The 23,136-nt window shown below is 67.8% G+C and carries 21 protein-coding genes; 7 read left to right on the top strand and 14 right to left on the bottom strand.

What is annotated here, in order from left to right:
* Positions 1-4: 4 nt before the first annotated feature.
* Genes EV192_RS07820 through EV192_RS07805 form a run of 4 tightly spaced genes read right to left on the bottom strand, consistent with a single transcriptional unit; the run spans position 5 to position 3,951 of the window.
* A complete protein-coding gene (locus tag EV192_RS07820; protein ID WP_132112446.1) occupies positions 5-541 on the bottom strand; it encodes a maleylpyruvate isomerase N-terminal domain-containing protein in 537 nt (178 codons plus the stop codon).
* Positions 538-1,575, bottom strand: coding sequence for an alpha/beta fold hydrolase (locus EV192_RS07815; RefSeq protein WP_132112444.1), 1,038 nt, complete (start codon positions 1,573-1,575; stop codon positions 538-540). Before EV192_RS07815 ends, EV192_RS07820 begins: the two co-directional genes overlap by 4 nt.
* 7 nt (positions 1,576-1,582) lie before the next feature.
* Entirely contained in the window at positions 1,583-3,133 is a 1,551-nt protein-coding gene (locus EV192_RS07810; protein ID WP_132112442.1) for a succinic semialdehyde dehydrogenase, read from the bottom strand.
* Positions 3,130-3,951 carry an SDR family oxidoreductase gene (locus EV192_RS07805; protein WP_132112440.1) on the bottom strand — a complete coding sequence of 274 codons (822 nt, stop codon included), beginning with the start codon at positions 3,949-3,951 and terminating at the stop codon, positions 3,130-3,132. The genes EV192_RS07810 and EV192_RS07805 overlap by 4 nt, the downstream gene beginning before the upstream one ends.
* Positions 3,952-4,066: 115 nt before the next feature.
* On the opposite strand from EV192_RS07805, the gene EV192_RS07800 reads away from it, so the two are divergent.
* From EV192_RS07800 to EV192_RS07790, 3 genes are all read left to right on the top strand, one after another.
* Positions 4,067-4,633, top strand: coding sequence for a TetR/AcrR family transcriptional regulator (locus EV192_RS07800; RefSeq protein WP_132113151.1), 567 nt, complete (start codon positions 4,067-4,069; stop codon positions 4,631-4,633).
* Positions 4,634-5,423: 790 nt separating this feature from the next.
* The gene (locus tag EV192_RS07795) at positions 5,424-5,858 is read left to right on the top strand and encodes a MarR family winged helix-turn-helix transcriptional regulator (RefSeq protein ID WP_207925907.1); all 435 of its coding nucleotides are present in this window, start codon (positions 5,424-5,426) and stop codon (positions 5,856-5,858) included.
* Positions 5,855-6,256, top strand: coding sequence for a hypothetical protein (locus EV192_RS07790; protein ID WP_207925906.1), 402 nt, complete (start codon positions 5,855-5,857; stop codon positions 6,254-6,256). Before EV192_RS07795 ends, EV192_RS07790 begins: the two co-directional genes overlap by 4 nt.
* A 1,040-nt stretch (positions 6,257-7,296) precedes the next feature.
* Here EV192_RS07790 and EV192_RS07785 read toward each other — a convergent pair.
* Positions 7,297-7,866, bottom strand: a complete 570-nt coding sequence (locus tag EV192_RS07785) for a hypothetical protein (RefSeq protein ID WP_132112438.1) — start codon at positions 7,864-7,866, stop codon at positions 7,297-7,299.
* A 100-nt stretch (positions 7,867-7,966) separates the two neighbouring features.
* Between EV192_RS07785 and EV192_RS07780 the strand changes: the two genes are divergently transcribed.
* Both EV192_RS07780 and EV192_RS07775 read left to right on the top strand, forming a co-directional pair.
* The gene (locus tag EV192_RS07780; RefSeq protein ID WP_132112436.1) at positions 7,967-9,034 is read left to right on the top strand and encodes a sensor histidine kinase; all 1,068 of its coding nucleotides are present in this window, start codon (positions 7,967-7,969) and stop codon (positions 9,032-9,034) included.
* Complete coding sequence (locus EV192_RS07775; RefSeq protein WP_132112434.1) at positions 9,031-9,642, top strand: response regulator; 612 nt, start codon at positions 9,031-9,033, stop codon at positions 9,640-9,642. The genes EV192_RS07780 and EV192_RS07775 overlap by 4 nt, the downstream gene beginning before the upstream one ends.
* Before the next feature lie 384 nt (positions 9,643-10,026).
* Here the strand turns inward: EV192_RS07775 and EV192_RS07770 are convergent, their stop codons facing one another.
* The 6 genes from EV192_RS07770 to EV192_RS07745 all read right to left on the bottom strand — a co-directional run bounded on the left by EV192_RS07770 (position 10,027) and on the right by EV192_RS07745 (position 16,064).
* A complete protein-coding gene (locus EV192_RS07770) occupies positions 10,027-10,905 on the bottom strand; it encodes an SDR family oxidoreductase (protein ID WP_132112432.1) in 879 nt (292 codons plus the stop codon).
* A 2-nt stretch (positions 10,906-10,907) separates the two neighbouring features.
* A complete protein-coding gene (locus EV192_RS07765; protein WP_132112430.1) occupies positions 10,908-11,735 on the bottom strand; it encodes a MaoC/PaaZ C-terminal domain-containing protein in 828 nt (275 codons plus the stop codon).
* Positions 11,732-12,163 (bottom strand): type II toxin-antitoxin system Rv0910 family toxin, encoded by a 432-nt coding sequence (locus EV192_RS07760; protein WP_132112428.1) that lies wholly within the window; start codon positions 12,161-12,163, stop codon positions 11,732-11,734. The genes EV192_RS07765 and EV192_RS07760 overlap by 4 nt, the downstream gene beginning before the upstream one ends.
* Positions 12,164-12,167: 4 nt before the next feature.
* Positions 12,168-13,352: a lipid-transfer protein gene (locus EV192_RS07755; RefSeq protein WP_132112426.1), complete on the bottom strand. Its 1,185-nt coding sequence runs from the start codon at positions 13,350-13,352 to the stop codon at positions 12,168-12,170.
* Between the two features lie 169 nt (positions 13,353-13,521).
* Positions 13,522-14,751: a class I SAM-dependent methyltransferase gene (locus EV192_RS07750; RefSeq protein WP_132112424.1), complete on the bottom strand. Its 1,230-nt coding sequence runs from the start codon at positions 14,749-14,751 to the stop codon at positions 13,522-13,524.
* Positions 14,751-16,064: an FAD-binding oxidoreductase gene (locus EV192_RS07745; protein ID WP_132112422.1), complete on the bottom strand. Its 1,314-nt coding sequence runs from the start codon at positions 16,062-16,064 to the stop codon at positions 14,751-14,753. The genes EV192_RS07750 and EV192_RS07745 overlap by 1 nt, the downstream gene beginning before the upstream one ends.
* A gap of 186 nt (positions 16,065-16,250) precedes the next feature.
* On the opposite strand from EV192_RS07745, the gene EV192_RS07740 reads away from it, so the two are divergent.
* Positions 16,251-17,579 carry a flotillin family protein gene (locus EV192_RS07740; protein ID WP_132112420.1) on the top strand — a complete coding sequence of 443 codons (1,329 nt, stop codon included), beginning with the start codon at positions 16,251-16,253 and terminating at the stop codon, positions 17,577-17,579.
* Between the two features lie 70 nt (positions 17,580-17,649).
* The gene (locus tag EV192_RS07735; protein WP_132112418.1) at positions 17,650-18,429 is read left to right on the top strand and encodes an alpha/beta fold hydrolase; all 780 of its coding nucleotides are present in this window, start codon (positions 17,650-17,652) and stop codon (positions 18,427-18,429) included.
* On the opposite strand, the gene EV192_RS07730 is transcribed toward EV192_RS07735, so the two are convergent.
* The 3 genes from EV192_RS07730 to EV192_RS07720 are packed head-to-tail and all read right to left on the bottom strand — an operon-like array spanning position 18,389 to position 23,111.
* The gene (locus tag EV192_RS07730) at positions 18,389-19,552 is read right to left on the bottom strand and encodes an acyl-CoA dehydrogenase family protein (RefSeq protein ID WP_132112416.1); all 1,164 of its coding nucleotides are present in this window, start codon (positions 19,550-19,552) and stop codon (positions 18,389-18,391) included. The genes EV192_RS07735 and EV192_RS07730 overlap by 41 nt on opposite strands.
* Complete coding sequence (locus tag EV192_RS07725; protein WP_132112414.1) at positions 19,549-21,504, bottom strand: ATP-binding protein; 1,956 nt, start codon at positions 21,502-21,504, stop codon at positions 19,549-19,551. The genes EV192_RS07730 and EV192_RS07725 overlap by 4 nt, the downstream gene beginning before the upstream one ends.
* A 2-nt stretch (positions 21,505-21,506) precedes the next feature.
* Positions 21,507-23,111 carry a carboxyl transferase domain-containing protein gene (locus EV192_RS07720; RefSeq protein WP_132113145.1) on the bottom strand — a complete coding sequence of 535 codons (1,605 nt, stop codon included), beginning with the start codon at positions 23,109-23,111 and terminating at the stop codon, positions 21,507-21,509.
* Positions 23,112-23,136: the final 25 nt, after the last annotated feature.

Below are 23,136 nucleotides of genomic sequence, written 5' to 3'. Positions count from 1 at the left end.
CTCCTCAGACGTTCCGGCCGGAGGCCAGCAGGATCCGATGCCACGGGTCCGGCTCCTCCGGCAACGGGGCGTACCGCCGCTGCCACATGTCCAACAGCGGCTCCAGGACTGTCCGTTCCGGCCGGTACGGGACCACGTCGTGGTGATGCAGGACGAGTTCGTTGAGGCCGAACACCAGCTGCAACGCCACCGGGATCGGGCCGCGCTGGTTGGCCATCATCTCCATCGGGTTGGTCGCCTCGGCGATGAAGCCGTCGACCTCCTCGGGCAGCTCGGCGAAACTGTCACCCGAGTACTCGGCGACCGAGGCGAGGTTCCAGCGGGACAGTTCCTCCGGCTCGAACGGCTTGGTGAAGTCGCCGGACCGGGACCGGGCGAGCAGCATCCGGTACCGCCGGAACGTCGCCACCAGATGCGCGGTCAGGTCGGTGACCGTCCACGGTGGACACGCGGTCGGACTGTCCGGCATGGTCATCGCCACGTCGAGATAGTCGGTCAGCTCTTTCCGGACCAGGTCCGGGGTCCACGGCCAGGCGCTCATGCGGCCGCGTGTTTCTCCAGGAAGGCGTCCATGGCCTTCCACGTGGTGTGCCGGGCACTCCGTCCGGTCAGCACGCCGAGGTGGCCACCCGGGCACACCTCGAACCTGACGTCGGGTGAGTGGTCTAGCAGCATCGTCAGCCTCCGCACCGCCGGTTCCGGTGCGATGCCGTCGGTCGCGCCGGCGATCACCAGGACCGGAACTTCGATCTTGGCCAACGAGATCAGCCGGCCTTCAATGTCAACGACCCCGTCGTGCAGATCGTTCCCGCGGAAGAACCGGTGGTACAGCTGCCCGAAGGTCCGGCCGGGGTAGGCGACCATGTTGTCCATGAACTCCTCGACCGCCTCGATCTGGGCCAGGAACTCCATGTCGTCCAGGTGGGTCAGCAGCGCGACCGGCTTGGTGACGTACTTGTCCACCGAACTGAGTTGGAACGCCCACCGCACGATCTGCCGCGGCGCCCCGCCAAGCAGGCGGTAGGGGGCGGTCAGCAGCCAGCCGCCGGTCAGCTCCACCAGCGGCCGGGCCGGCGCGACCAGCGGAATGGCGGTGAAGTCGATCGGGCTGGCCACCGTCGTGATCGACGCGACCGGCAGGTCCGCCTGGTCCGCGACGGTGAGCAGGCTCAGAATCCCGCCGAGACACCACGCCACGACATGCACCGGCCGCCCGCCCGCGTCCGCGCTGGCCGCCCGGATCGCCCGCGGCAGGACCTCGTCGATCCAGTGCTCGATGCCCAGGCCGCGGTCGGCGAAACTGACCGTGCCGTAGTCCACCAGATACGTCCGGCGACGGGCGTCGACGAAGTGCTCGGCCAGGCTGCAACCGCGGCGCAGGTCGAAGCACAGCGCCGGCGCCGCGAGCGGCGGCACGAGCAGCACCGGATCGCCGGCACCGGCCCCGGCCAGCCGGTAGACCCACCGGTTGGGGCCGTGATCGACCAGCACCCGCGGCATCGGCCGCAGGTCGGCGACGCCACCCCGGAACACCTTGTCGAGCACGTTCGAGGCGGCCGCCGGAAGATTGATCATGCCGCCATTATCGCAGGCCAAGCCGCCTGAACAGGCGCAGTGTCAGGCGCATCGCCTTTGTGTACAGCGTATACGGAAGCCAGCCGGGCGGGGCGGACAGCGGCACGCGCTGCTCAGAGACGTTCTGCGCCTCGGTGTACTTCAACAGCCCCTCGGCACCGTTGCGCCGGCCCAGACCAGAGTCCTTCATGCCGCCCATCGGCGCGTCCGCGCTGCCGAACCCGACGACGTGACCGTCGTTGATGTTCACCGTGCCGGCCCGTAACCGCGCCGCCACGTCATGGGCTTTGCGCACGTCACGGCCGAAGACGCTGGCGTTGAGGCCGTAGACAGTCTCGTTGGCGCGTTCGACGGCCTCGTTCTCGTCCACAACCCGGTAGATCGACACGACCGGACCGAACGTCTCGTTGTCGTAGCACAGCATTTCGGGCGTGACGTCGGTCAACACAGTCGGCTCGTAGAAGAACGGGCCGATGTCCGGCCGTGGCTTGCCGCCCGCGAGCACGGTCGCGCCCTTGGAGCGGGCGTCTTCGACGTGCTTCACCACAGTCTCAAGTTGGCGTTGTGAGATGAGCGAACCCATGTCGGCCGCGAAGTCGTACGTGGCCGTGAGCTTTATCTTCCGCACCTGCGCCAGGAACTTCGCCACGAACGCGTCGTACACGGCCGTGTGCACGAACACGCGCTCCGGCGACATGCACAGCTGCCCGCTGTTGGAGAAGCACGTCTGCGCGGCACCGACGGCCGCGCGGTGCAGATTGGCGTCTTCCAGCACCAGCAACGGGTTCTTGCCGCCAAGTTCCAGCGAACACCCGATCAGCCGCTGGCCGGCCCGTTCCGCGATCTGCCTGCCGGTGCGGGTCGACCCCGTGAAGCCGATGTAGTCGGCGGTGTCCACCAGGGCCGTGCCGACCACCGGACCGTCACCGAGGACCACCCGCAGCAGTCCCTGCGGCAGACCGGCCTGGTAGAGCAGATCCACGCCGAACAGCGTGGTCAGGGCGGTCTGCGTGTCCGGCTTGAGCACGACGGCGTTGCCTGCGATCAGCGCCGGGATGAGGTCGGTGAACGCCAACGCGAACGGGTAATTCCACGGCGTGATGATCCCGACCACGCCCTTGGGGGAACGGAGTTCCGTTGTCCTGACCGCGACCGGCATCATGCCCTCGCGCCGACGGGGTTCGAGCAGGCCCGCGGCCTTGCGCGCGTAGTACCCGACCGTCACGAGTGGGGCGCTGACCTCCAGGAACGCGTCCTTGCGGGCCTTGCCGGTCTCGGCCTGCAGCAGGTCGTACAGGGTCTCGGCGTGCTCCAGCACGAGACTGTGGAACCGGTCGAAGATCCGGATCCGTTCGGCGAGCAGCACCGTGGCCCACGACTTCTGGGCCACCCGGGCGGCTTCGACCGCGTCGGCCACGTCCTTCGGGGTCGAGTGCGGGACCTTGGCGAGGGTGCCCCCGCCGTACACGTCCACCGTGGCCAAAGTGTCCGATGTGGACGCCGAGACCCGGTCGGTGAGGCGGGCGACCAAGGTGTCGGTGATCGATGCGGCCGTCATGCCTTGAAACCGTACGCCTCGTCCGCACCCGGCGCGCTGGCCTGAGCCCGCGCCTCATAGGCGGCGCGCTCGGCCGAGTTCGCCGCGTCGATCATCACCCGGTCGCCCTTGAGCACGTGCACCATCCACTCGGCGGCCCGGCGCGGCAGCAGCCGGCCGATCCGGTTCAACGTGCCGACCGAACGCGGCACGAACACCTCGAACCTCGGGCGCTTCAGCGCCTGGACGATGGCGGCCGCGACGTGCTCCGGCGTGATCGACTTGACCAGCGCCGCGTCCTTGACCCCCGCGGTCAACTCGGTGCGCACAATGCTCGGCAGCACGCACGTGATCTCGACACCGGACCCGCGCAACTCCATCCGTACCGCCTCGGACAGGCCGACAACGCCGTGCTTGGTCGCGCAGTACGTGACCGCGCCGGGAAACCCCGCCTTGCCCGCGGCCGACGACACGTTGACGATGTGGCCCGTGCCGCGTGGACGCATCCGCTTGACGGCCTCACGGGTGCCGTGGATGACCGCGTGCAGGTTGATCTCCAACTGCCGCACGGTCGAGGCGTCGTCCTCGTCCTCAAACCGGCCGAGCGGCATGATCCCGGCGTTGTTGACGAGCACGTCGATCGGCCCGGCCGTGCTCTCCACCTCGTCGAGGAACTTGGTGAACCCAGCGCGGTCGGTGACGTCCAGCACCCTGGCCGAGTCCAGGTCGCCGACCACCACCTTGGCACCCTCGGCTTCGAGCGCACGGGCCGTGGCCGCACCGATACCCCGGGCGCCACCCGTGATCACAACGACCTTGCCCTTGAGCTGACGGACCATCGAACAAACATACACACGTGCAGGTATGTAATGGCAAGACTAAGGTGTCCCCATGTCGGTGACCACCGGCCGCAGGTCCAAGACCGGGCGCACCCAGGAAGAACGCAGCGCGGCCATGCGTGAGCGCCTGCTCGACGCGACCATCGACTGCCTCGTCGAGTACGGCTACGCGGGCACCACAACCACCCGGGTGGCCGAACGCGCCGGCGTCACCCGCGGCGCCCAAGTCCACCACTTCCCCACCAAAGCCGACCTGGTCACCGCCGCCGTCCGCCACCTGGCGTCGCGCCGCGCAGACCTGGCGTTCGCCGAGATGGACCGCCTGTCGACATCAAACGACCCAGTCGGCGACACCCTCGACCTGCTCTGGGAGATCCACCAAGGCCCGATCTTCGCGGCCAGCATGGAACTCCTCCTGGCCGCCCGCACCGACCCAGACCTACGAGCCCAAGTAGCCGACGTGGAACCCCAGATCAGCGACCTGGTCCTCCAGTTCGGCCGCCGCCTCTTCGGCCCCTCAGCGGACACCACCCAGTTCCGCCACTACGCGTACACAGCGATGGACACCGTCCGCGGCCTCCTGGTCAGCAACTGGGCCTACCCCGACGACACCCAACTGGAAGCCCGCTGGCAACGAGCCAAAGCCTGCCTACGAACGATGGCCCCAGAAACCCTCACCTAACCCAGCAACCCCACCCACAACCCCAACCAACTCATCCCGCAAACCGAACGCCTCACCACAGCCAAGCCGAACGACCTCCCCCCTCAAACCCCCTCAAGCCGGACGCCTCAAACCGCCCCGCCCCGCCTTCCGAGACGCCGGCCCGCGCCCTCTGCGCCGAGCCGCCTCGCGCCTCCCGGGCCGCCCGCCCGCGCCTTCCGCGCCAAGCCGCCCGCGCCCTCCGCCCAAGCCGAGCCGCCTCCGGCCTCCCGAGCGCCCCTCACCCCCTTGGCTCTAGCCACCCCGCCCTCCCCGCCAAGCCGAGCCGAGCCGCCTCCGGCCGCCCGCGCCGAGCCGCTCCTCACCCCTGGTCTTGGCCGCCCCGCCCCGCCTCGCCTTCCGAGCCGCCCGCGCCTTCCGCCCCAAGCCGAGCCGCCTCCGGCCTCCCACGCCGAGCCGCTCCTCACCCCTGGTCTTGGCCGCCCCGCCCACGCCCTCCGCGCCAAGCCGCCTCGCGCCTCCCGAGCCGCCCCTCACCCCTTGGCCCTAACCGCCCCGCCCTCCGAGCCGCCTCACCATCCGTCGAGCCGCCTCACCTCCATCGAAACCGCCGCGCCACCCCTCGCATCACCTCAGATCCGAACCGTCTGACCTCCCCTTGAGGTGCAGCGCCTCACCCCCGAGGGTGCACCGCCTCATCGCCGAACCGGCCGCTTCACCTCCCGATCCACACTGCCTCACCTCTCCCGATCGCCCTGCGAGTCCCTAATCCCTTGACCAGAATTAGAACGATTTCGTATTATCCGAAATCGTGACACCTGGACACGACCCTGTTGAGCGGTCCGCGTTGCTGGCACTGCAGCGCGCGACCCACGCGACGCTGCACCTGCTGGCCACCGAGCTTGTCGACCTTGACATGACGGCGTCCGAGATCAACGCGCTGGCCAACCTCGCCGACGGCCAGGGGCGCACGGTCTCTCAACTGGGCGCCGCCGTCGGGACTCGCCCCACCACGTTGACCAGCGTGCTCGACCGCCTGGAACGCCGAGGCCACATCACCCGAAACACCCGTGCGGGCGACCGGCGTTCGGTCCTGGTCGAGCTGACCCAGTCCGGTCGCATCGCGGCCGACACGATCCGCCACACCCTCACCGATCTCGAACGCCGCGCCCTCGGCGATCTGCCGCCGACGGCGATCGCCGGCTTCCACGAAGTTCTGCGCGCACTGACGGAGGTATCCACATGACCCGGTTCCAAGGCCTGATGCAGGAGGTAATGCTTCAGGCGAACCATTTTGGCCACCGCCAACACGTCCACCTCACCTGGCTCGCGATCCGCGAGTACGGCACCGAGACAGCAGTGGACCTGATCAGCGACGGCATCCGGAACACCGCCCGCTACGCGGGAGCACCACAGAAGTACAACGCCACGGTCAGCCGCGCCTGGGTCGAACTGGTGGGCCACCACGTGTCCGAGTCGACGGTCGCCGACTTCGACACCTTCGTCGGCGACAACGCCGCACTCCTGGACAAGAGGCTGCTCACCAGATTCTACCGAACGTCCACATTGGCCGGTGCGAAGGCGAGGGCGGAATGGGTGGAGCCGGACCTCGCCCCCTTCCCCTGGCAGTGCGAAGCGAGCTGAACAGCGTCCGGATTCTCCATCCACAGGGAGGCCTTCGTTCGCCGCCGCCATAGGGTCGCAGTGGTGGCTGCGGCTCAACGCCAGGCGACGGAAAGAAGCCCGAGGTAACCGGCGATGACCGCGACACCGACCACAATGCCAACGAGCACACCAACAAGCCCGTCCTAGTTTCCGACCAGCCGAGGGCCGAGGCAACCAATCAAACCGCCAACCGCAGGCAGAATGAGGCCACCACCCCCATCACCCCAACAACCACCGAAACGGCCAGCAACGCCCACGCCACCACAGTGAACCGCCGATTGACTCCGGTACGTGCCCATCTCATCCTCCCCCTTCAGCCCGAAAGCCTGGCCGCCTCCTGCACCACATTCGTGTGCGAGGGCGATCTTCGCGTTCGCGAACCAGTGGAGAGCCGGTTGTGTCGACGAGGCGCACGGCGGATTCCAAGGGCAGGCACGGGAAACCTGCCGGCGGAAACGCCGGAACCAGACCCGTGCCCGCCAAAACCCAGTCGTACCTGGACTTCCTGCGCACCACCCATACAGCTCACCGCCACGACCAAGATCTCACCCACAACCCGCGCCCGACTCCTATACCGAACACCCACTCCGTGGAGGCAAGCTTCACTACTGCTGCAGATCCTGCATGGCCACTGCGGCGCCCGCTATGCCCACCACCGCCGACACTCCGCCCCGCACTGCTGGACGAGCCCGACTGAGTTCGACACAAAGTCAAGCCTGAACTGATCACCGGCGAGTCCGTGAAACCGAGGCACCAACGAGATGCCCGGCCCAACGGGTCACGCTCGATTCTGGCGTCGGAAGCCGGAAGTCGCGAATACCAAGTGAGCACCAGATCTCGATCAGTTCGCGGCGACGTAGGGCCGGGCGGATATCACCGCACTGAACGGCGAACCACCAGATGCCGCCATTCGCCAGCCAAGGCTGCAGACGGGCGACAGCCACCCCAGCCGTGATGCGGGTGCTGGCGGCAAATGGCCCCCGATGGGACGTTCCGATCGTGATTTCTCAGGGCGGGTCCTAACTGGTGGCCAGGGCTGGGGCGCGTTGGGGCGCCCTGTCCATGAGGGATGTCGCGAGCCAGATGAGGGTGGTGCCGGACAGGACGTGAAGGGCGCTCTTGATCGGTGAGTGGGGTAAGGGGCCGACGACCGCGAACACCGCCAGTATGAGGGTGTAGCCCCAGGTGGGGATTGCGGGGAACACCTTGGTGCGGAGCATGGAGATCCCGAACATCACCGAGCCGATGGCGAAGACCGCGGCGCTGCCGAACAGGGCGACCTTGGTCGCGGCGGCCAGGGGCACGGAGATGTAGTACACGACCATGTCCAGGGCGAATGCTGCGCCGCCATACAGGCCCAGGCCGACGAGGTTGACGAAGAAGGCCAGTTCGCCGAACCGGCCGCTCGCTCTCGCCTGCCTGGTGTGTAGGGCCACCAGGAGCGGGGTGGCGAGCGCGGGTGTGAGGGCGATGACGAAGCTGGTCGCGGCGGTTTCGCCGATGAATCCCTCCAGCCCGCCGATGACCGCTATCGCCAGGCCGGCGAGTAGGCCGGACCAGGTGCTGAGTCGGGTGAGTGCGGTTGTCATGGCTTCGACCTTAGGAATTCGGAAACATGACCCGAAAGTGTCAGGCGGCACGTGCCGGTCGGCACTGTCCAACACGCCCCAAACCGACGACAGTATTCCCATGCGCGTGATCTCCGTGGTCACGGCGATGGTCTACTCGGTCGTCCTGCTGGCCGGCCTGTACTACGCCGTGGCCGGTCTGTCCCCTGGTGGCGGCGACCTCCTCCGGCTGGCCGGGTTCGTCGCCGGCCTGGTCGTGCTCTACCTCATCGAACGGAAGCCACGATGGCATCCCGTCCGCTGGCTGATCGTCCGAGTAGTGCTGTACGCCGGTATCGCGGCACTGGACGAGTCGGGGCTGTCCCGGGCCTTGTTCGTCCTGGTGCCGTTCGTCGCCTACTTGACGGTGGGTCGGCGGGCCGCGTTGTGGTTAGGCGCGGCGTGCCTCGCGGCGCTCCTCGGCGGCTACTTCATCTGGATGCCCGGTTGGTACACCGACGCGAACTACCTGTCTGATGTGCTGATGTTCGCCGTCGGCCTGACCTTGGCGCTCACCATGGCGCACATCGCGGTCGGCGCGCTGGAGGCGCAGGGGATGGTGGCGGAGATGACCGCCGAGGTGGAACGCACCCGGATCGCGCGGGACATCCACGACACCCTCGGACACCATCTCACCGCGATCACAGTGCAGTTGGAGATGTCCATGGCGTTTCGCGACCGAGATCCGGAGAAGGCCGACCGATCCGTCGCCAACGCGTACGCTTCGGCTCGCCGTGCCCTGACCGACGTCAGATCAGCGGTGCGGGCCATGCACAGCGGCGACGAGTTCGACCTGCCCGCAGCGCTGCAGGAGCTGGTCAGGGACGACCTGTACGGCGAGCTCAAGATCACCGGCGCCCCGACCGCCGGTATCAAGGCCGAGTCGACGCTGTACCGGGCCGCCCAGGAGTCGATCACGAACGCGCGCAGGCATGGCAAGGCGACCAAGGTGTCCATGGCCTTGACTTACGGCGCCGACACCGCACGGCTGGTGATCGCGGACAACGGGTGCGGTTTCGATATCGACGACTACACGGAAGGTTTTGGCTTACAAGCAATGCGGGAACGGGCTGAGCTCATCGGCGGCCACCTGCAGATCGACAGCAAGCTGGGCAAGGGCACCCAGATCACCGTGACGGTACCGGCATGACGGTCCGCGTACTGGTGGTCGACGACCAGGAACTGGTACGAGACGGAATCGCGTCGTTGCTGGACATCCAGGACGGTATCGAGGTCGTCGCCGTCGCATCGAACGGAAAGGAGGCGATCGAACAGGCCAACGTGCACTCTCCGGATGTGGTGCTGCTGGACGTGCGGATGCCGGAGATGGACGGGGTGGAGGCCGCCCAACACCTCGCGTCAACGTGCAAGGTCGTCATGCTGACCACATTCGACGATGAGCAGTACGTCGTCCAGGCGCTGCGCGCGGGCGCGGTCGGCTACCTGCTCAAGGACCTGCCGACCCAGGAACTCGCGGAGGCCGTCCGACTCGCCCACGCCGGAATCGCACAACTGCATCCCGCCATCGTCAAAGGCCTCGCTGGCGTGCGACGGCCTGTAGTCGACGACGTCCTCACCGCCCGAGAAACCGAAGTGTTGCGTGTCCTGGCCACCGGCGCGACGAACAAGGAGATCGCCCAACAGCTCTACCTCAGCGAAGGAACCGTCAAGAACCACGTCTCGCGAATCCTCAACCGCCTAGGCCTCCGCGACCGAACCCAAGCAGCGATGCACGCCCGCGACCTTGGCCTGCTGTAAGCCGAAGCCGAGTGGCAGAACGCCCATCGACGACCGCTGCCGAGGGAAGTGCTCAGCGCGAGTCGCCCCGACACCACAACTCGACGAGTTCGTGACGTTCTCAACGACAACTACCAAAAGCACCAAGGGAACTCGTCGACCGCTACAAGCTGCACTGCCAACCCGTCCGCGACCTGCGCCTGGACTACCTGCGAGAACGGTAGCCCGCGCTGGACTACACCCGCCTGCAGATGCGCGTACCCGGAGCCGACTCCCGGCCCTGCCGGCCAGACGCTAACGCGCTCGACCACCAATGCCTTCGCGAAGATCTGGGCCGGCACCCACGAGATCGTGCCGCGGCAGCAGATCGCCCCTCGAAGACCGACAAGAAGAGGCTTCCGCGGGTTATGTCCAGGTGGAGAGTTGGTGGTCGATCTCGGCCAGGGTCCAGGGTTTGTCGGTTTCCGCTGTATGCTTTGACTGCCAGCCTTGGAGTTCTTGGATCACTCCGCCTTGGACTGCGAAGACTTTGCCGTTGATTTGGCAGTTTTCGGTGGCCAGGTAGGCGACCAGGGGGGACACGTGGGCGGGGTGGAAGGCGTCGAAGGCTTGGGGGTCCGTGGGTGAGGCGAACAGTGTTTCGAAGCCGGGGGTGGCCAGGGTGAGGCGGGTTCGGGCGATGGGGGCGATCGCGTTCGCGCGGACCCCGTAACGTTCCAGTTCCTGGGCGGCGACGAGGGTCATGGCCGCTATGCCCGCTTTTGCCGCGCCGTAGTTGGCTTGGCCGGCGTTGGGCATGATGGTGCCGGAGGCGGAGGCCGTGTTCACCACCGCGGCGTTGACTGTGGCGCCGGCTTTGGCTCGTTCCTTCCAGTGGACGGCCGCGTGGTGCAGCATGGCGAAGTGTCCCTTGAGATGCACGGCGATCACACTGTCCCATTGGGACTCTTCGGTGGACGCTATGAAGGCGTCACGCAGGATTCCCGCGTTGTTCACCAGGGCGTCCAGGTGACCGAAGCTGTCAACGGCTTGGGCGACAACTGATTGGGCGCCGTCCCAGGTTGCTATGTTCGCTGTGTTCGCGACCGCCGTACCACCGAGAGCAGTGATCTCGTTCACGACGTCATGCGCGGGCCCCGCGTCCGCGCCGCTGCCGTCGTTGGCGCCGCCGAGGTCGTTGACCACGACGCTGGCGCCTTCGCGGGCGAAGAACAGCGCGTGCTCACGGCCGATGCCGCGGCCGGCGCCGGTGATGATCGCCACCCGGCCGTCCAGTGCGCCCATTGTCAGTCCTCCGCAATCTCGGCGTAGCCGTCCCTGATCACCACGGTTTCACCGACCTTGGTCTCGTACGTGTAGTTCGGGCCGGATCGCCAGACCTGAGTGGCGATGTCCTGGCCCGGCAGCACAGGTTTGTTGAACCGCACGGCCAGGCGCCGCAGTCGCGCGGTGTCGCCGTTCGCCACCTCGGTCAACACCGCCCACGAAGTGAACGCCATAGTGCACAGTCCATGCGCGATTATTCCCGGCAGGCCGGCCATTCGGGCGATCTCCTCGTCCAGATGAATCGGCATCGGGTCGCCGGACGCGAGCGAGTACCGGAACGTCTGGTCATCGTCCACATGCGACACCACGTTGGCGACCGGATCATCTTGGGTGAACGAATGCACCGGAGCGAGTGAACCGACCAACGGACCGGCGTCGATGTTACGGAAGAACGAAGTCACCCATTGCTCGTTGACCAACGATCCGTCCGAGGAACGGCTCTCGATGTAGACCGCGACCCTCGTCCCCTTCGGGTTTCCCCCGAAACCAATGGGTTTCGCCCTGGACACCAGAGTCATTCCCGGCCGGATCACTTGATGGAACCGGAAATCCTGCATGCCGTGCACAATTCGCATGACGTACTCGGCCGGCGCGACCGCCAACGCCGCCGGGATCAACGACATGAACACCGGCACGATGGCGAACACCGGCGGCGCGATGTCGCCGGACAAGTGCGCGGGAATCGGATCATTCGTGGCGGCCGCGTACTGCGCGATTCGTTCCGCGGTGACTTCGAACGTGTCCGGCTCGGTCCACTGCCCGACACCGTCCGGCGAGAAGCCGGTCACGCGACCAGCTCGGTGAGTTTCGCCAGCGATTTCTCCAGTTCACCCCGGCTGTTCTTCTCCACCGCCGCGCCGATCGGGCCGACCACCATCTGCCCGCTGAACTCCGCGTCGATCGTGGCCTTCGCCTTGTCCCCCAACGGTTCGACGGACAGCGTGAACGACACCCGGACACCGGCCATCCCGGTGCCGGAAATGCGCAGCGAGCGCGGCGGGTCGTAGGCGTCGACCGTCCATTCGATCTTGTTCGCCATTCCCATCACCGACACGATCTCGGTCATCCGCGAGCCCACCGCCAACACGTCGGGCAACGAACCCCGCCACCCCTGGTGAATGGTCAGCCATTCCTCGAACCGGGCCAGGTCCGCCATCGCGGACCACACCTTCTCCGGCCCGGCCGGCAGTTCGACCGAAACGTTCACGCTCGCCATTCCGTCACCTCTCCGCCGGGCGGTAAGCCGTCACCACGACCGCGCCACCCAGTCCGATGTTGTGCTGCAAAGCCACTTTCGCCCCGTCTACCTGACGGTTGTCCGCCGAACCACGCAGCTGCCACGTCAGTTCCGCGCACTGCGCCAGCCCGGTGGCCCCCAACGGATGGCCTTTGGAGATCAACCCACCGGACGGATTGACCACCCACCGGCCGCCGTATGTGGTGTCGCCCGCGTCGACGAGCTTTCCGCCCTCGCCCTCGGCGCACAGTCCCAGCGCCTCGTAGGTGATCAGCTCGTTCGTGGAGAAACAGTCATGCAGTTCGATGACGTCCACATCGGACGGACCAATACCGGCCCGCGAATAGACCTGCTCGGCGGCCGAGGCGGTCATCTTGGCGCCGACGATACTGATCGCGTCGGTGAACGTGTTCGTCATGTCCGTGACCATGGACTGGCCGACGATCTCCACGGCCTTCCCGGCAAGATCGTGCCGCTCCAGGAAACGCTCGCTGACGATCACCGCCGCACCCGACCCGTCGGACGTCGGCGAACACTGCAACCGGGTCAACGGCGGATAGATCTCCTTGGCGTCAAGGATTTCCCGTAGCGTGTAGGCATCCTGGAACTGCGCGTACGGGTTGTTCACCGAATGCCGGTGGTTCTTCTCGCCGATCTTCGCGAACTGCTCGACCGTGGTCCCGTACCGTTCCATGTGCTCACGGCCCGCGGCGCCGAACATCCACGGCGCGGGCGGCGCCGCGAACTCACGCAGCTCGGCCAACGCCAGGATGTGCTTCATCAGCGGCTGTTCACGGTCGTCGTACGTGGACGCGAGCGAACCCTTCTGCATCTTCTCGAAACCCAACGCCAGCACGCAATCCGCGAGCCCGCCGCGAACCGCCTGGGCGGCCAGGAAAAGCGCGGTCGACCCGGTCGAACAGTTGTTGTTGACGTTCACGACCGGGATCCCGGTCAGCCCGAGCTCGTAGACCGCCCGCTGCCCCGACGTCGACTCGCCGTACACGTACCCGACAAAGGCCTGCTCGACGAGGTCGTAGCCGACACCCGCGTCGGCCAACGCGGCGCCGCCCGCTTCCCGTGCCATGTCCGGGTAGTCCCAGTCACGGCTGCCCGGCTTCTCGAACTTGGTCATCCCGACCCCGGCGACGAACACCCTGTTGGCCATGGACGGAAACATACAAGCTTGTCGGTATGTTTCACAAGGGCGGAGTTCCCTTGGCCGAACTGGGGTACAGCGGCATGTCGCGGGCCTGTACCTCGGGAACCCACGGCCCCTGGGAAACGTTCCGCTGGTGACCGACGCTGGGTGGGGCGCGGCCCCACCCAGCGCTGGGCTACCAGGTCGGCCGCAGGTCCATGAACGAGCGGCCCTGGGCGTCGAGCTTCACGCCGAGCACCTGGTGCAGCTGGATCATGTTGCGGTCGAAGCCAAGCCGTGAGCCGGCCATGTACAACCGCCAGACGCGCGCGGTGTGCGGGCCGACTTCGGCGACCGCCTCCTCCCAGTGCGAGTCCAGGTTCCGGCACCAGCCGGCCAGGGTCCGCGCGTAGTGCTCACGCAGGTTCTCCTCGTGCCGGACTTCGAAACCGGTGTCGTGCATCTGGGAGATGATGCGGCCGGGGCCGAGCAGTTCGCCGTCCGGGAACACGTACCGGTTGATGAAGCTCTGGGTCCTGGCTTCCTCCAGGTTGTTCGGCCGCGTGATGCAGTGGTTCAGCAGTCGGCCGCCGATCCGCAGCTTGCTGTACAGCAGCTGGAAGTAGCTCGCCAGGTTGGCGTCGCCGATGTGCTCGGTGAGGCCGATGGAGCTGATCGCGTCGAAGTCCGTCTCCTGGACCGCGCGGTAGTCCAGGTGCCGCACTTCGGCGACGTCGCTCAGCCCTTCCTGGGCGATCCGCTTCTGCGCCCATTCGGCCTGGTTGGCCGACAGGGTCACGCCGAGGGCCCGCACGCCGTAGTGCTTGGCGGCGTGGATGACCATGCTGCCCCAGCCGCAGCCGACGTCGAGCAGCCGCATGCCCGGCTCCAACGCGAGCTTTCGGGCGACCAGGTCGAACTTCTCGTACTGGGCCTCCTCCAGCGTCGCGTTCTCGTTCGGGTAGACGGCACACGTGTAGGCCATGGACGGGCCGAGCACCCATTCGTAGAACGTGTTCGACACGTCGTAGTGGTGCGAGATCGCCTGCGCGTCCCGCCTCATCGAGTGCCGGCCGCCGCGCAGCCGCCGTTCCTCCCTGGGCGGCCGGGTCGGCCACCAGAGCCGGGCACCGGCCAGCTTGGCGACGAGTTTCACCCGTGCGTCGGTGGGTATCGCGCTGAGCTTGAGCGCGGGCAGGGCCGCCAGCGCCGTGTACATGTCGCCGACGATCTCGAGGGCACCGGTCACGTAGGCGCGAACCAGGCCGAGGGTGTTCGGCGACGCGGCGATGTGCGACAGCGCGAGCGGCGAGCGGATGTCCACCTGCACATCCGCGTCCGGGGCACCGGCCCGGCTGCCGTCGTAGGCGACGAACTCGACCGGCACGTCGCCGGTCATCTGGTGGATGGTGTCCGCGATTCGCATCAACTTCCTCGCACGCACTTGTCGTAGAGGTCGGGCAGCCGACCGTCCGGATCGAATTCGCGCTTGAGGGCGCGGTAACGCTCCCCGTTGTACAGACGCCAGAAATCCTCACGCGCGTAGAAGGATTCCGAGTACAACGACTTGTGGCCGCCGAGGTCGGTGACGACCTGCTCGATCAGCCGGTTGTGCGCGCCCTGCCGTTGGCCCGGCCGCAGCGGGACCGTGGCCCAGAAGCCGGCGTTCACGTACAGCGTGTCCGGGTCCATCGGGTACAGCGGCCAGGTCTCGCTGTCGCGCAGCTTGACCGGGCACAGCCAGACCGGGCTGATGCCGATCTCGCGGTGGAAGAACTCGAGGAACTCGGCCAGCCGGGCCAGCGGGATCTCCACGTCCTGGATCACCGGTTCGCGGTCGGGCGCGCCACGGACCCGCCGGATCCGGTCGGTCACCTTGTACCGGCGGTCCCACGCGACCACCTTGCGGTAGACGTCCGAACGGAGGTACTGCTTGGGCCACAGCCGCCGGACGACCGGGTTCTGTACGCCGAACGCCTTGGAGCACCAGAACCAGTCGGTGTCCCAGCGCCAGATGTAGTCGCGGACCGTGAGGACGTCGGCCCTCCGGTCGCGAATGGACTTGTAGAAGATCTCGGTGCCGGTGTAGTCACTCGGCCGCCGTGTCGCTTTGTCGACAAATCGACCCAAGGTCAGGTACTGCTCGTGCGGGCTGAAGACCGTGCCGTCCAGGAAGTCGACGTCACTGTGGTCGGCGATCACCGCGGGGTCGTCGAACCGCACGTGCGTCAGCTCGACATACGGCTGTACGGGCTGCAGTTCGATCTTGAGGCGCAACGCGTAGCCGAGCGTGCCGTACGAGTTCGGGAAGCCCCGGTACAGGTCGTCGCCGCGTTTGGTGTGCACGATCCGGCCGTCGCCGGTGAGGATCTCCATCTCCAGCACGGACTCGTGCGGCAGGCCGTTGCGGAAGGACGTCGACTCGATGCCCAACCCGGCCACCGCGCCGCCCAGCGTGATGGTCTTGAGCTGCGGGACGACCAACGGCATCAGCCCGTGCGGCAGGGTGGCGTCGACCAGGTCCTCGTACGTGGTCATGCCGCCCACGTCGGCCGTGCGGGCCTCGGCGTCCACGCTCAACACGCCCGCGAACCCGCGCACGTCCAGGGTCCGGGCCGCCGGGTCGCGGAACCGGAACAGGTTGGACGTGTTCTTGGCCAACCGGACAGGAGCGCCCGGCGGCAACGCCGCGTACTGGTCCCGCAGCGCGGCGACGGCTCGCTCGTGTTGGTTGCCCATGACAACCGATGTTATTCGGCCGTCGGCGTGACGGCAGCGTGATTTTCGGACATCCGGAGTACCTCACGTCACAGCGTAAAAATCCATCTTTACGACGGGTCTCGGGTAGGTCTAGCCTCACCCACAGGTGAGCCGGGAAGTCTGGTCGGCGTGTTGTATCCGCACGCGTCGAAGGGGGCACGGAGCATGCCTGAGGACTTATGGTTGGCCGTTGGAGCGGTGGTCGTCTTTCTCATCCTGCTGGGGTTGCTGCGAGCGTTCTGGCGGGTCGCCGAGCCCAACGAGGCCCTGATCGTGTCCGGCCTCGGCGCCAAGGCCAAGCACCACCTTGAGCCGAACACCACCGGCTTCAAGATCGTAACCGGTAAGGGAGTCCTGGTCCTGCCCGGTTTCCAGGTGGCCAGGCGGCTCTCGCTGGACACCAGGGTGTCGGAGATCTCCGTGCACTGCGTCACCAAACAGGGCATTCCGGTGTCCGTGCAGGGTGTGGTCATCTACAAGGTCGGCGACGACTACGCGTCGATCGCGAAGGCGGCCCGCCGGTTCCTGGACCAGCAGGACAACATGGACACCCGGATCCACAGTGTTTTCGCAGGTCACATGCGGTCCATCATCGGCGCGCTGACGGTCGAGGAGCTGATCCGGGACCGGGAGCGGCTGATCACCGAGGTGTCGCGGTCGTCGGAGTCGGAGATGATCCGGCTCGGCCTGATGGTGGATTCGTTGCAGGTGCACGAGATCGACGACACCACCGGGTACATCTCGAACCTCGGCAAGCCGCACGCGGCGGCGGTCGCGGCGGCGGCCAGGATCGCCCAGGCGCAGCACGACCGGGAGGCCACCCAGGCCGAGCAGGCCGCGGAGATCGAGAAGGCGGCCGCCTGGCGCGAGTCCCGGATCAAGCAGGCCGGGTTCCAGGCCGAGATCGACGAAGCCAGCTCGCGGGCCAGCCAGGCCGGGCCGCTGGCGGACGCGACCGCGCGCCAGGAGGTCGTCGTCGAAGCGACCAAGACCGCACAGCTGGAGGCCGACCTGGCCGAGCAGCGGCTGCAGTCCCAGGTCCGCAAACCCGCTGACGCCAAGGCATACGAGGTCCGCATCCTCGCCGAGGCCGAACGGGACGCCCAGTTGGCGCGCGCCGAGGCGAACGCCAAGTCCACCCGGATCGGCGGTATCGCCGAGGCGGAGGCCGTGCAGGCCAAGGGTTTGGCCGAGGCGGAAACGGCCCGCGCCAAGGCGATGGCCGAGGCGGACGGCATCAAGGCCCGGGCGGCGGCGCTGGCCGAGAACCAGGACGCCGTGATCGCCCAGGAACTGGCCGAGAAGTGGCCGGAGATCGTCGAAGCCGCGGCCAAGTCGTTCGGCAACATCGACCACATGGTCGTCCTCAACGGCGCCGAAGGCATCGAGGACCTGTTCGCCAAGGCGTTGTCGCTCGGCGGCACCGGCCTCGGCCTGGCGAAGACGTTGATGCAGGCGATGAACTCCAACGGCAAGGTCAGCTTGCCGGAGTAGGGTTTTCCCCACCCTGACTCGGGCGGGAACCTTCATGGTCTCCAGCGTGGCAAGGGGGCAGGCTGGCCCCATGACGCGATCCCTGACCCGAGCATCACCGCGCATCACCCCGCTGCGGATTCCCACCGCGGCGGGGACGTTCGACGCCGTCGCCGCCGGCCCGGAGGGTGGCCCCAAAGTACTGCTGCTGCACGGTTTTCCGCAGTCCGGCAGGCAGTGGGACCACCAGCTGGACCGGTTGGCGGCGGCGGGTTACCGGGCCGTGGCGCCCGACCAGCGCGGCTATTCGCCGGATGTCCGGCCCACGGCCGTCGAGGACTACTGGCTGGACTACGCGGTGGACGACGCGGTCGCGATGGCGGACGCCATGGGCTGGCACCGGTTCGACCTCGTGGGCCACGACCTGGGCGCGGCGGTCGCGTGGATCGCGGCCGCGCGCTATGCCCGCCGGGTTCGTTCGCTGACGGCACTGTCCTTTCCGCATCTCGGCGCGTTCGCCGGAGCCCTGCGAACGGACCCCGCGCAGCAACGGATGGCCAAGGCGATGCTGGATCAGCGGCCGACAGCGCCCGCCCCGGCGCTCAACTGGTACCTCGCCAACGACTTCATGGGATACGACCAACGGGTGACCGTGCCGACGAGTTTCATCGCCGGCACCAAGGACCCGTTCATCGCTTCCTCAGGGGTCATGGCGACGTGCACATGGGTGGCCGCGCAGTACGATCTGCAGTACCTGGCGGGCGTCGGGCACGACATTCCCGGCGAGGCCGCCGAGACGACCTCGCTGTTGCTGCGACGACACCTGGATCTCACTGCCAGGGGCGTTGCAGGCCGAGATCGCGGGCGATGAGCATGCGCTGCACCTCGCTCGTTCCCTCGCCGATCTCCAGGATCTTCGCGTCGCGGTAGAAGCGGCCGACCGGGAACTCGTTCATGAAGCCGTAGCCGCCGAAGATCTGGGTCGCGTCCCTGGCGTTGTCCATGGCCGCCGACGAGGCGACCAGCTTGGCGATCGCGGCCTGGCGCTTGAAGGGCTCGTTGCGCAGCATGCGCGAGGCCGCTTCGTAGTAGGCCAACCGGGCCACGTGGGTCCGGGCCTCCATGTCGGCGATCTTGAACTGGATGGACTGGTACTCACCGATCTTGTGCCCGAACGCCTCCCGCTCGCGCACGTACTTCACGCACTCGTCCACGCAGCCCTGCGCCAGGCCGACCGAGACCGCCGAGATGGCCACCCTGCCTTCGTCCAATGTGGACAGAAACTGGGCGTAGCCGCGGCCTTCCTCACCGAGCAGGTTCGAGGCCGGCACCACACAGTCCGAAAAGGACAGTTCACGGGTGTCCGACGCGCTCCAGCCGACCTTGGAGTACTTCTTCGACACGGTGAAGCCCGGAGTGCCGGCGGGCACGATGATCGCCGAGATCTGCTTGCGCCCGTCCAGCTCACCGGTCACCGCGGTGACGGTGACCAGACGCGTGATGTCCGTGCCGGAGTTGGTGATGAAGGCCTTGGTGCCGTTGATCACCCAGTTGTCACCGTCCCGGCGCGCGGTCGTCCGGGTGGCGCCCGCGTCCGAACCGCCGCCAGGCTCAGTCAGGCCGAACGCGCCAAGGGCCTCCCCGGACACGAGGGCGGGCAGCCATTCGGCGCGCTGCGCCGCGGTGCCGTACCGGAAAACGGGCATGGCGCCGAGGGAGACACCGGCCTCCAGGGTGATGGCCACCGACGAGTCGACCCGCGCCAACTCCTCCAACGCCAGGCACAGGGCGAAGTAGTCGCCGCCCATCCCGCCGCACTCCTCCGGGAACGGCAGGCCGAACAGGCCCATCCGGCCCATCTGGGCGACGATCTCGTACGGGAACTCGCCTTTCTCGTAGTACTCGCCGATCACCGGCGCGATCTCGTCGCGAGCGAACTCCGCGACCGTCTTGCGCAGCGTCTCCTGGTCCTCGGAGAGCCTGACGTCGATCATGTGTCCTCCTGGACGGCCGGGGTCACCAGCGCGAGAGGTTGATTCAGCGCGACCTGTTGGCCGGCCTGCACGGTCAACTCGGTGAGCACGCCGTCCACCGGTGCGGTGATCGTGTGCTCCATCTTCATCGCCTCGACGACGAGCAACGGCGTCCCAGCCGCGACCACGTCACCGACCGCGGCCTTCACGACCAGGACGGTGCCGGGCATCGGGCTCGTCACCGGACCGCCACGCGAACCCGCCACGCCGCTTTCCTCCAGCAGCGAATGCTCGGCCACGGCCCAAGAGGATCCGTCGGCGGCCAGCCACAGCACCGAGCCGTCCTTGGCGCGTTGGTAGGCCCTGGTCTGACCGGCGTACGTCAACCGCAGCACGGAACCGTCGACCGTCACCGACGCCGGCGTGAAGTCGGACCCGTCGACCGAAACGGCGCCCTCCACCACCCGGACCAGCACGTGCCGGTCGGCGCAGTCGAGCCGGACCGAGAACCCGGCCGAGCCACCCAACCGCCACCCGTCAGGCACGTCCCATCGGGAGACGACCGGGCCCGTCGGCCGCGACGACAGCAACTCGTCGAGAGCCGCCGCCACGAACACCTCGTCCGGCACGGCCTGCGTGAACCTGCCCCGGCGCTCGACCAACTGCGTGTCCAACCGGCCGGCCACCACGTCCGGATCGGCCAGCAGATCCCGCAGGTACGCGATGTTCGTGCCGACACCGAGGACGACGGTCTCCCCCAGCGCCGCCGAAAGCCGGGTCAGCGCCTCCGCTCGGGTCGGCGCCCAGGCGACGACCTTGGCCAGCATCGGGTCGTAGTCCGAGCCGACCGCTCCGCCGACCCGCAGCCCGGAGTCGACCCGCGCGTCGGCCGGTTCCCGCAACGCCAGCACGGTCCCGCCGGTGGGTAGGAAGTCGCGGGCCGGGTCCTCGGCGTACACCCGGGCCTCCACCGCGTGTCCGTCGAGCCGGACGTCGGCCAGCGTCAATCGTTCGCCGGCGGCCACCCGAAGCTGCCATTCGACCAGGTCCAGGCCGGTCACCAGCTCGGTCACCGGGTGCTCGACCTGCAGCCGGGTGTTCATCTCCATGAAGAAGAACTCGTCCGGCCGGTCCGCCGACACGATGCACTCCACGGTCCCGGCGCCGACGTACCCGACCGCCCGCGCGGCGTCGACCGCCGCGGCGCCCATCCGTTCACGCATAGCCGCGTCCAACAACGGCGACGGGGCCTCCTCGATGATCTTCTGGTGCCGCCGCTGCAGGCTGCACTCCCGTTCGCCGAGGTGGATCACGTTCCCGAAACCGTCGGCCAGCACCTGGATCTCGATGTGCCTTGGCCGCTGCACGAACTGCTCGACCAGCAGGGTGTCGTCGCCGAACGAACCGCGTGCCTCACGCCGCGCGGACTCGATCGCCGCAGCCAGCTCGTCGGCCGACGTGACCAGCCGCATCCCTTTGCCACCACCGCCCGCGGACGGCTTCAGCAGCACCGGGAACCCGATCTCGGCGGCGGCGTCGACCAGGTCCGCGTCGGACATCCCGGACTCGGTCCGGCCACGCACGACCGGGACGCCGGCGGCGGCCACGGTCTGCTTCGCCCGGATCTTGTCGCCCATGGCCTCGATCGCCGACGCAGGTGGCCCTACGAACACGAGCCCGGCATCGGCGCAGGCCCGCGCGAACGCCGCGTTCTCGGCGAGGAACCCGTATCCGGGGTGGATCGCCTGAGCGCCCGTCCGCTGCGCGGCCGCGATGATCCGCGGGATCGACAGGTAGCTCTCCCGGGCCGCGGACAGTCCGATGTGGACGGCGAGATCGGCTTCCAGGACGTGCCGGGCGGAGGCGTCCGCGTCGCTGTACACCGCGACCGACCGGACACCCAGCCGCCGCAGCGTCCGGATGATCCGGACCGCGATCTCGCCCCGGTTGGCTATCAGAACAGACTGGAACATGGTCACATCCGGAAAACGCCGTAGGAGACCGATTCGAGCTCCGCGTTCGCGGCCGCCGACAACGCCAGGGCGAGCACGGTCCTGGTGTCGCCTGGCTCGATCACGCCGTCGTCCCACAGGCGAGCGGTCGAGTAGTACGGGTTGCCTTGGTCCTCGTACTGCTGGCGGATCGGCTCCTTGAACGCTTCCTCTTCAGCCGCAGGCCAGGCGTCGCCCAGTTGGTCCCGGCGGACGGTCGCGAGCACCGACGCGGCCTGTTCGCCACCCATCACCGAGATCCGGGCGTTCGGCCACATCCACAGGAACCGCGGCGAGTACGCCCGGCCGCACATCGAGTAATTGCCCGCGCCGAACGAACCGCCGACGACGACCGTGAACTTGGGCACGCGGGCGCACGCGACCGCGGTGACCATCTTGGCGCCGTGCTTGGCGATCCCGCCGGCCTCGTAGTCCCGGCCGACCATGAAGCCGGTGATGTTCTGCAGGAACACCAAGGGAATCCGACGTTTATCGCACAACTGGATAAAGTGGGCACCCTTCAGGGCGGACTCTCCGAAGAGGACGCCGTTGTTGGCGACGATCCCGACCGGATGGCCGTGGATCGCGGCGAACCCGGTCACCAGAGTGGTGCCGTACTCCCGTTTGAACTCACGGAACCGGGACCCGTCCACGATCCGCGCGATCACTTCGCGTACGTCGTACGGAGTCCGTGCGTCGGTCGGCACCACGCCGGTCAGCTGGGCGGGGTCGACGACCGGCTCTTCGACCGAGTGCACGTCCCACGGACTGGGAACACGCGGGGGCAGCGTCGACACCAGCGACCGGACGATCCGCAACGCGTGCGCGTCGTCCTCGGCCAGGTGGTCGGTCACCCCGGAGATCCGTGCGTGCACGTCCCCGCCGCCCAGTTCCTCGGCCGTCACCACCTCGCCGGTGGCGGCCTTCACCAGCGGCGGGCCGCCGAGGAAGATCGTGCCCTGGTTGCGGACGATCACGGCCTCGTCGCTCATCGCCGGCACGTACGCGCCGCCCGCGGTGCACGAGCCGAGCACCGCGGCGATCTGCGGGATGCCGCGCGCGGACATGGTGGCCTGGTTGAAGAAGATCCGGCCGAAGTGGTCGCGGTCCGGGAACACCTCGTCCTGCCTTGGCAGGAACGCGCCGCCGGAGTCGACCAGGTAGACGCACGGCAGGTTGTTGTGCAGGGCGACTTCCTGCGCGCGCAGGTGTTTCTTGACCGTGACCGGGTAGTACGTGCCGCCCTTGACCGTGGCGTCGTTCGCGACGACCACGCACTCCCGGCCGGCGACCCGGCCGACACCGGTGATGATCCCGGCCGCGGGCGCCTCGTCGGAGTACATGCCGTTCGCGGCCAACGGGGACAGTTCGAGGAACGGCGAACCGGGGTCGAGCAGCGAGTCCACCCGGTCGCGGGGCAGCAGCTTGCCCCGGGAGACATGCCGTTCCCTGGCTTTCGCCGAGCCACCGAGCCGCGCTTGGGCCAGCCGCGCGCGCAACTCGTCGGCGAGCGTGGCGTGTTCCTTGACGTATCGCTGGTAGGCCGGGTCGGCGGGATCGGCCTGGCTGGCCAGCACGGGCGCGTCCATCTGCTCCCTTGCTCCACAGTTAGTC

The organism is Actinocrispum wychmicini (genome assembly GCF_004345645.1).
Classification (GTDB): Bacteria; Actinomycetota; Actinomycetes; order Mycobacteriales; family Pseudonocardiaceae; genus Kibdelosporangium; species Kibdelosporangium wychmicini.
Note: the sequence above shows the minus strand (reverse complement) of the source record. Positions and strands in the feature narration are given on the sequence as shown.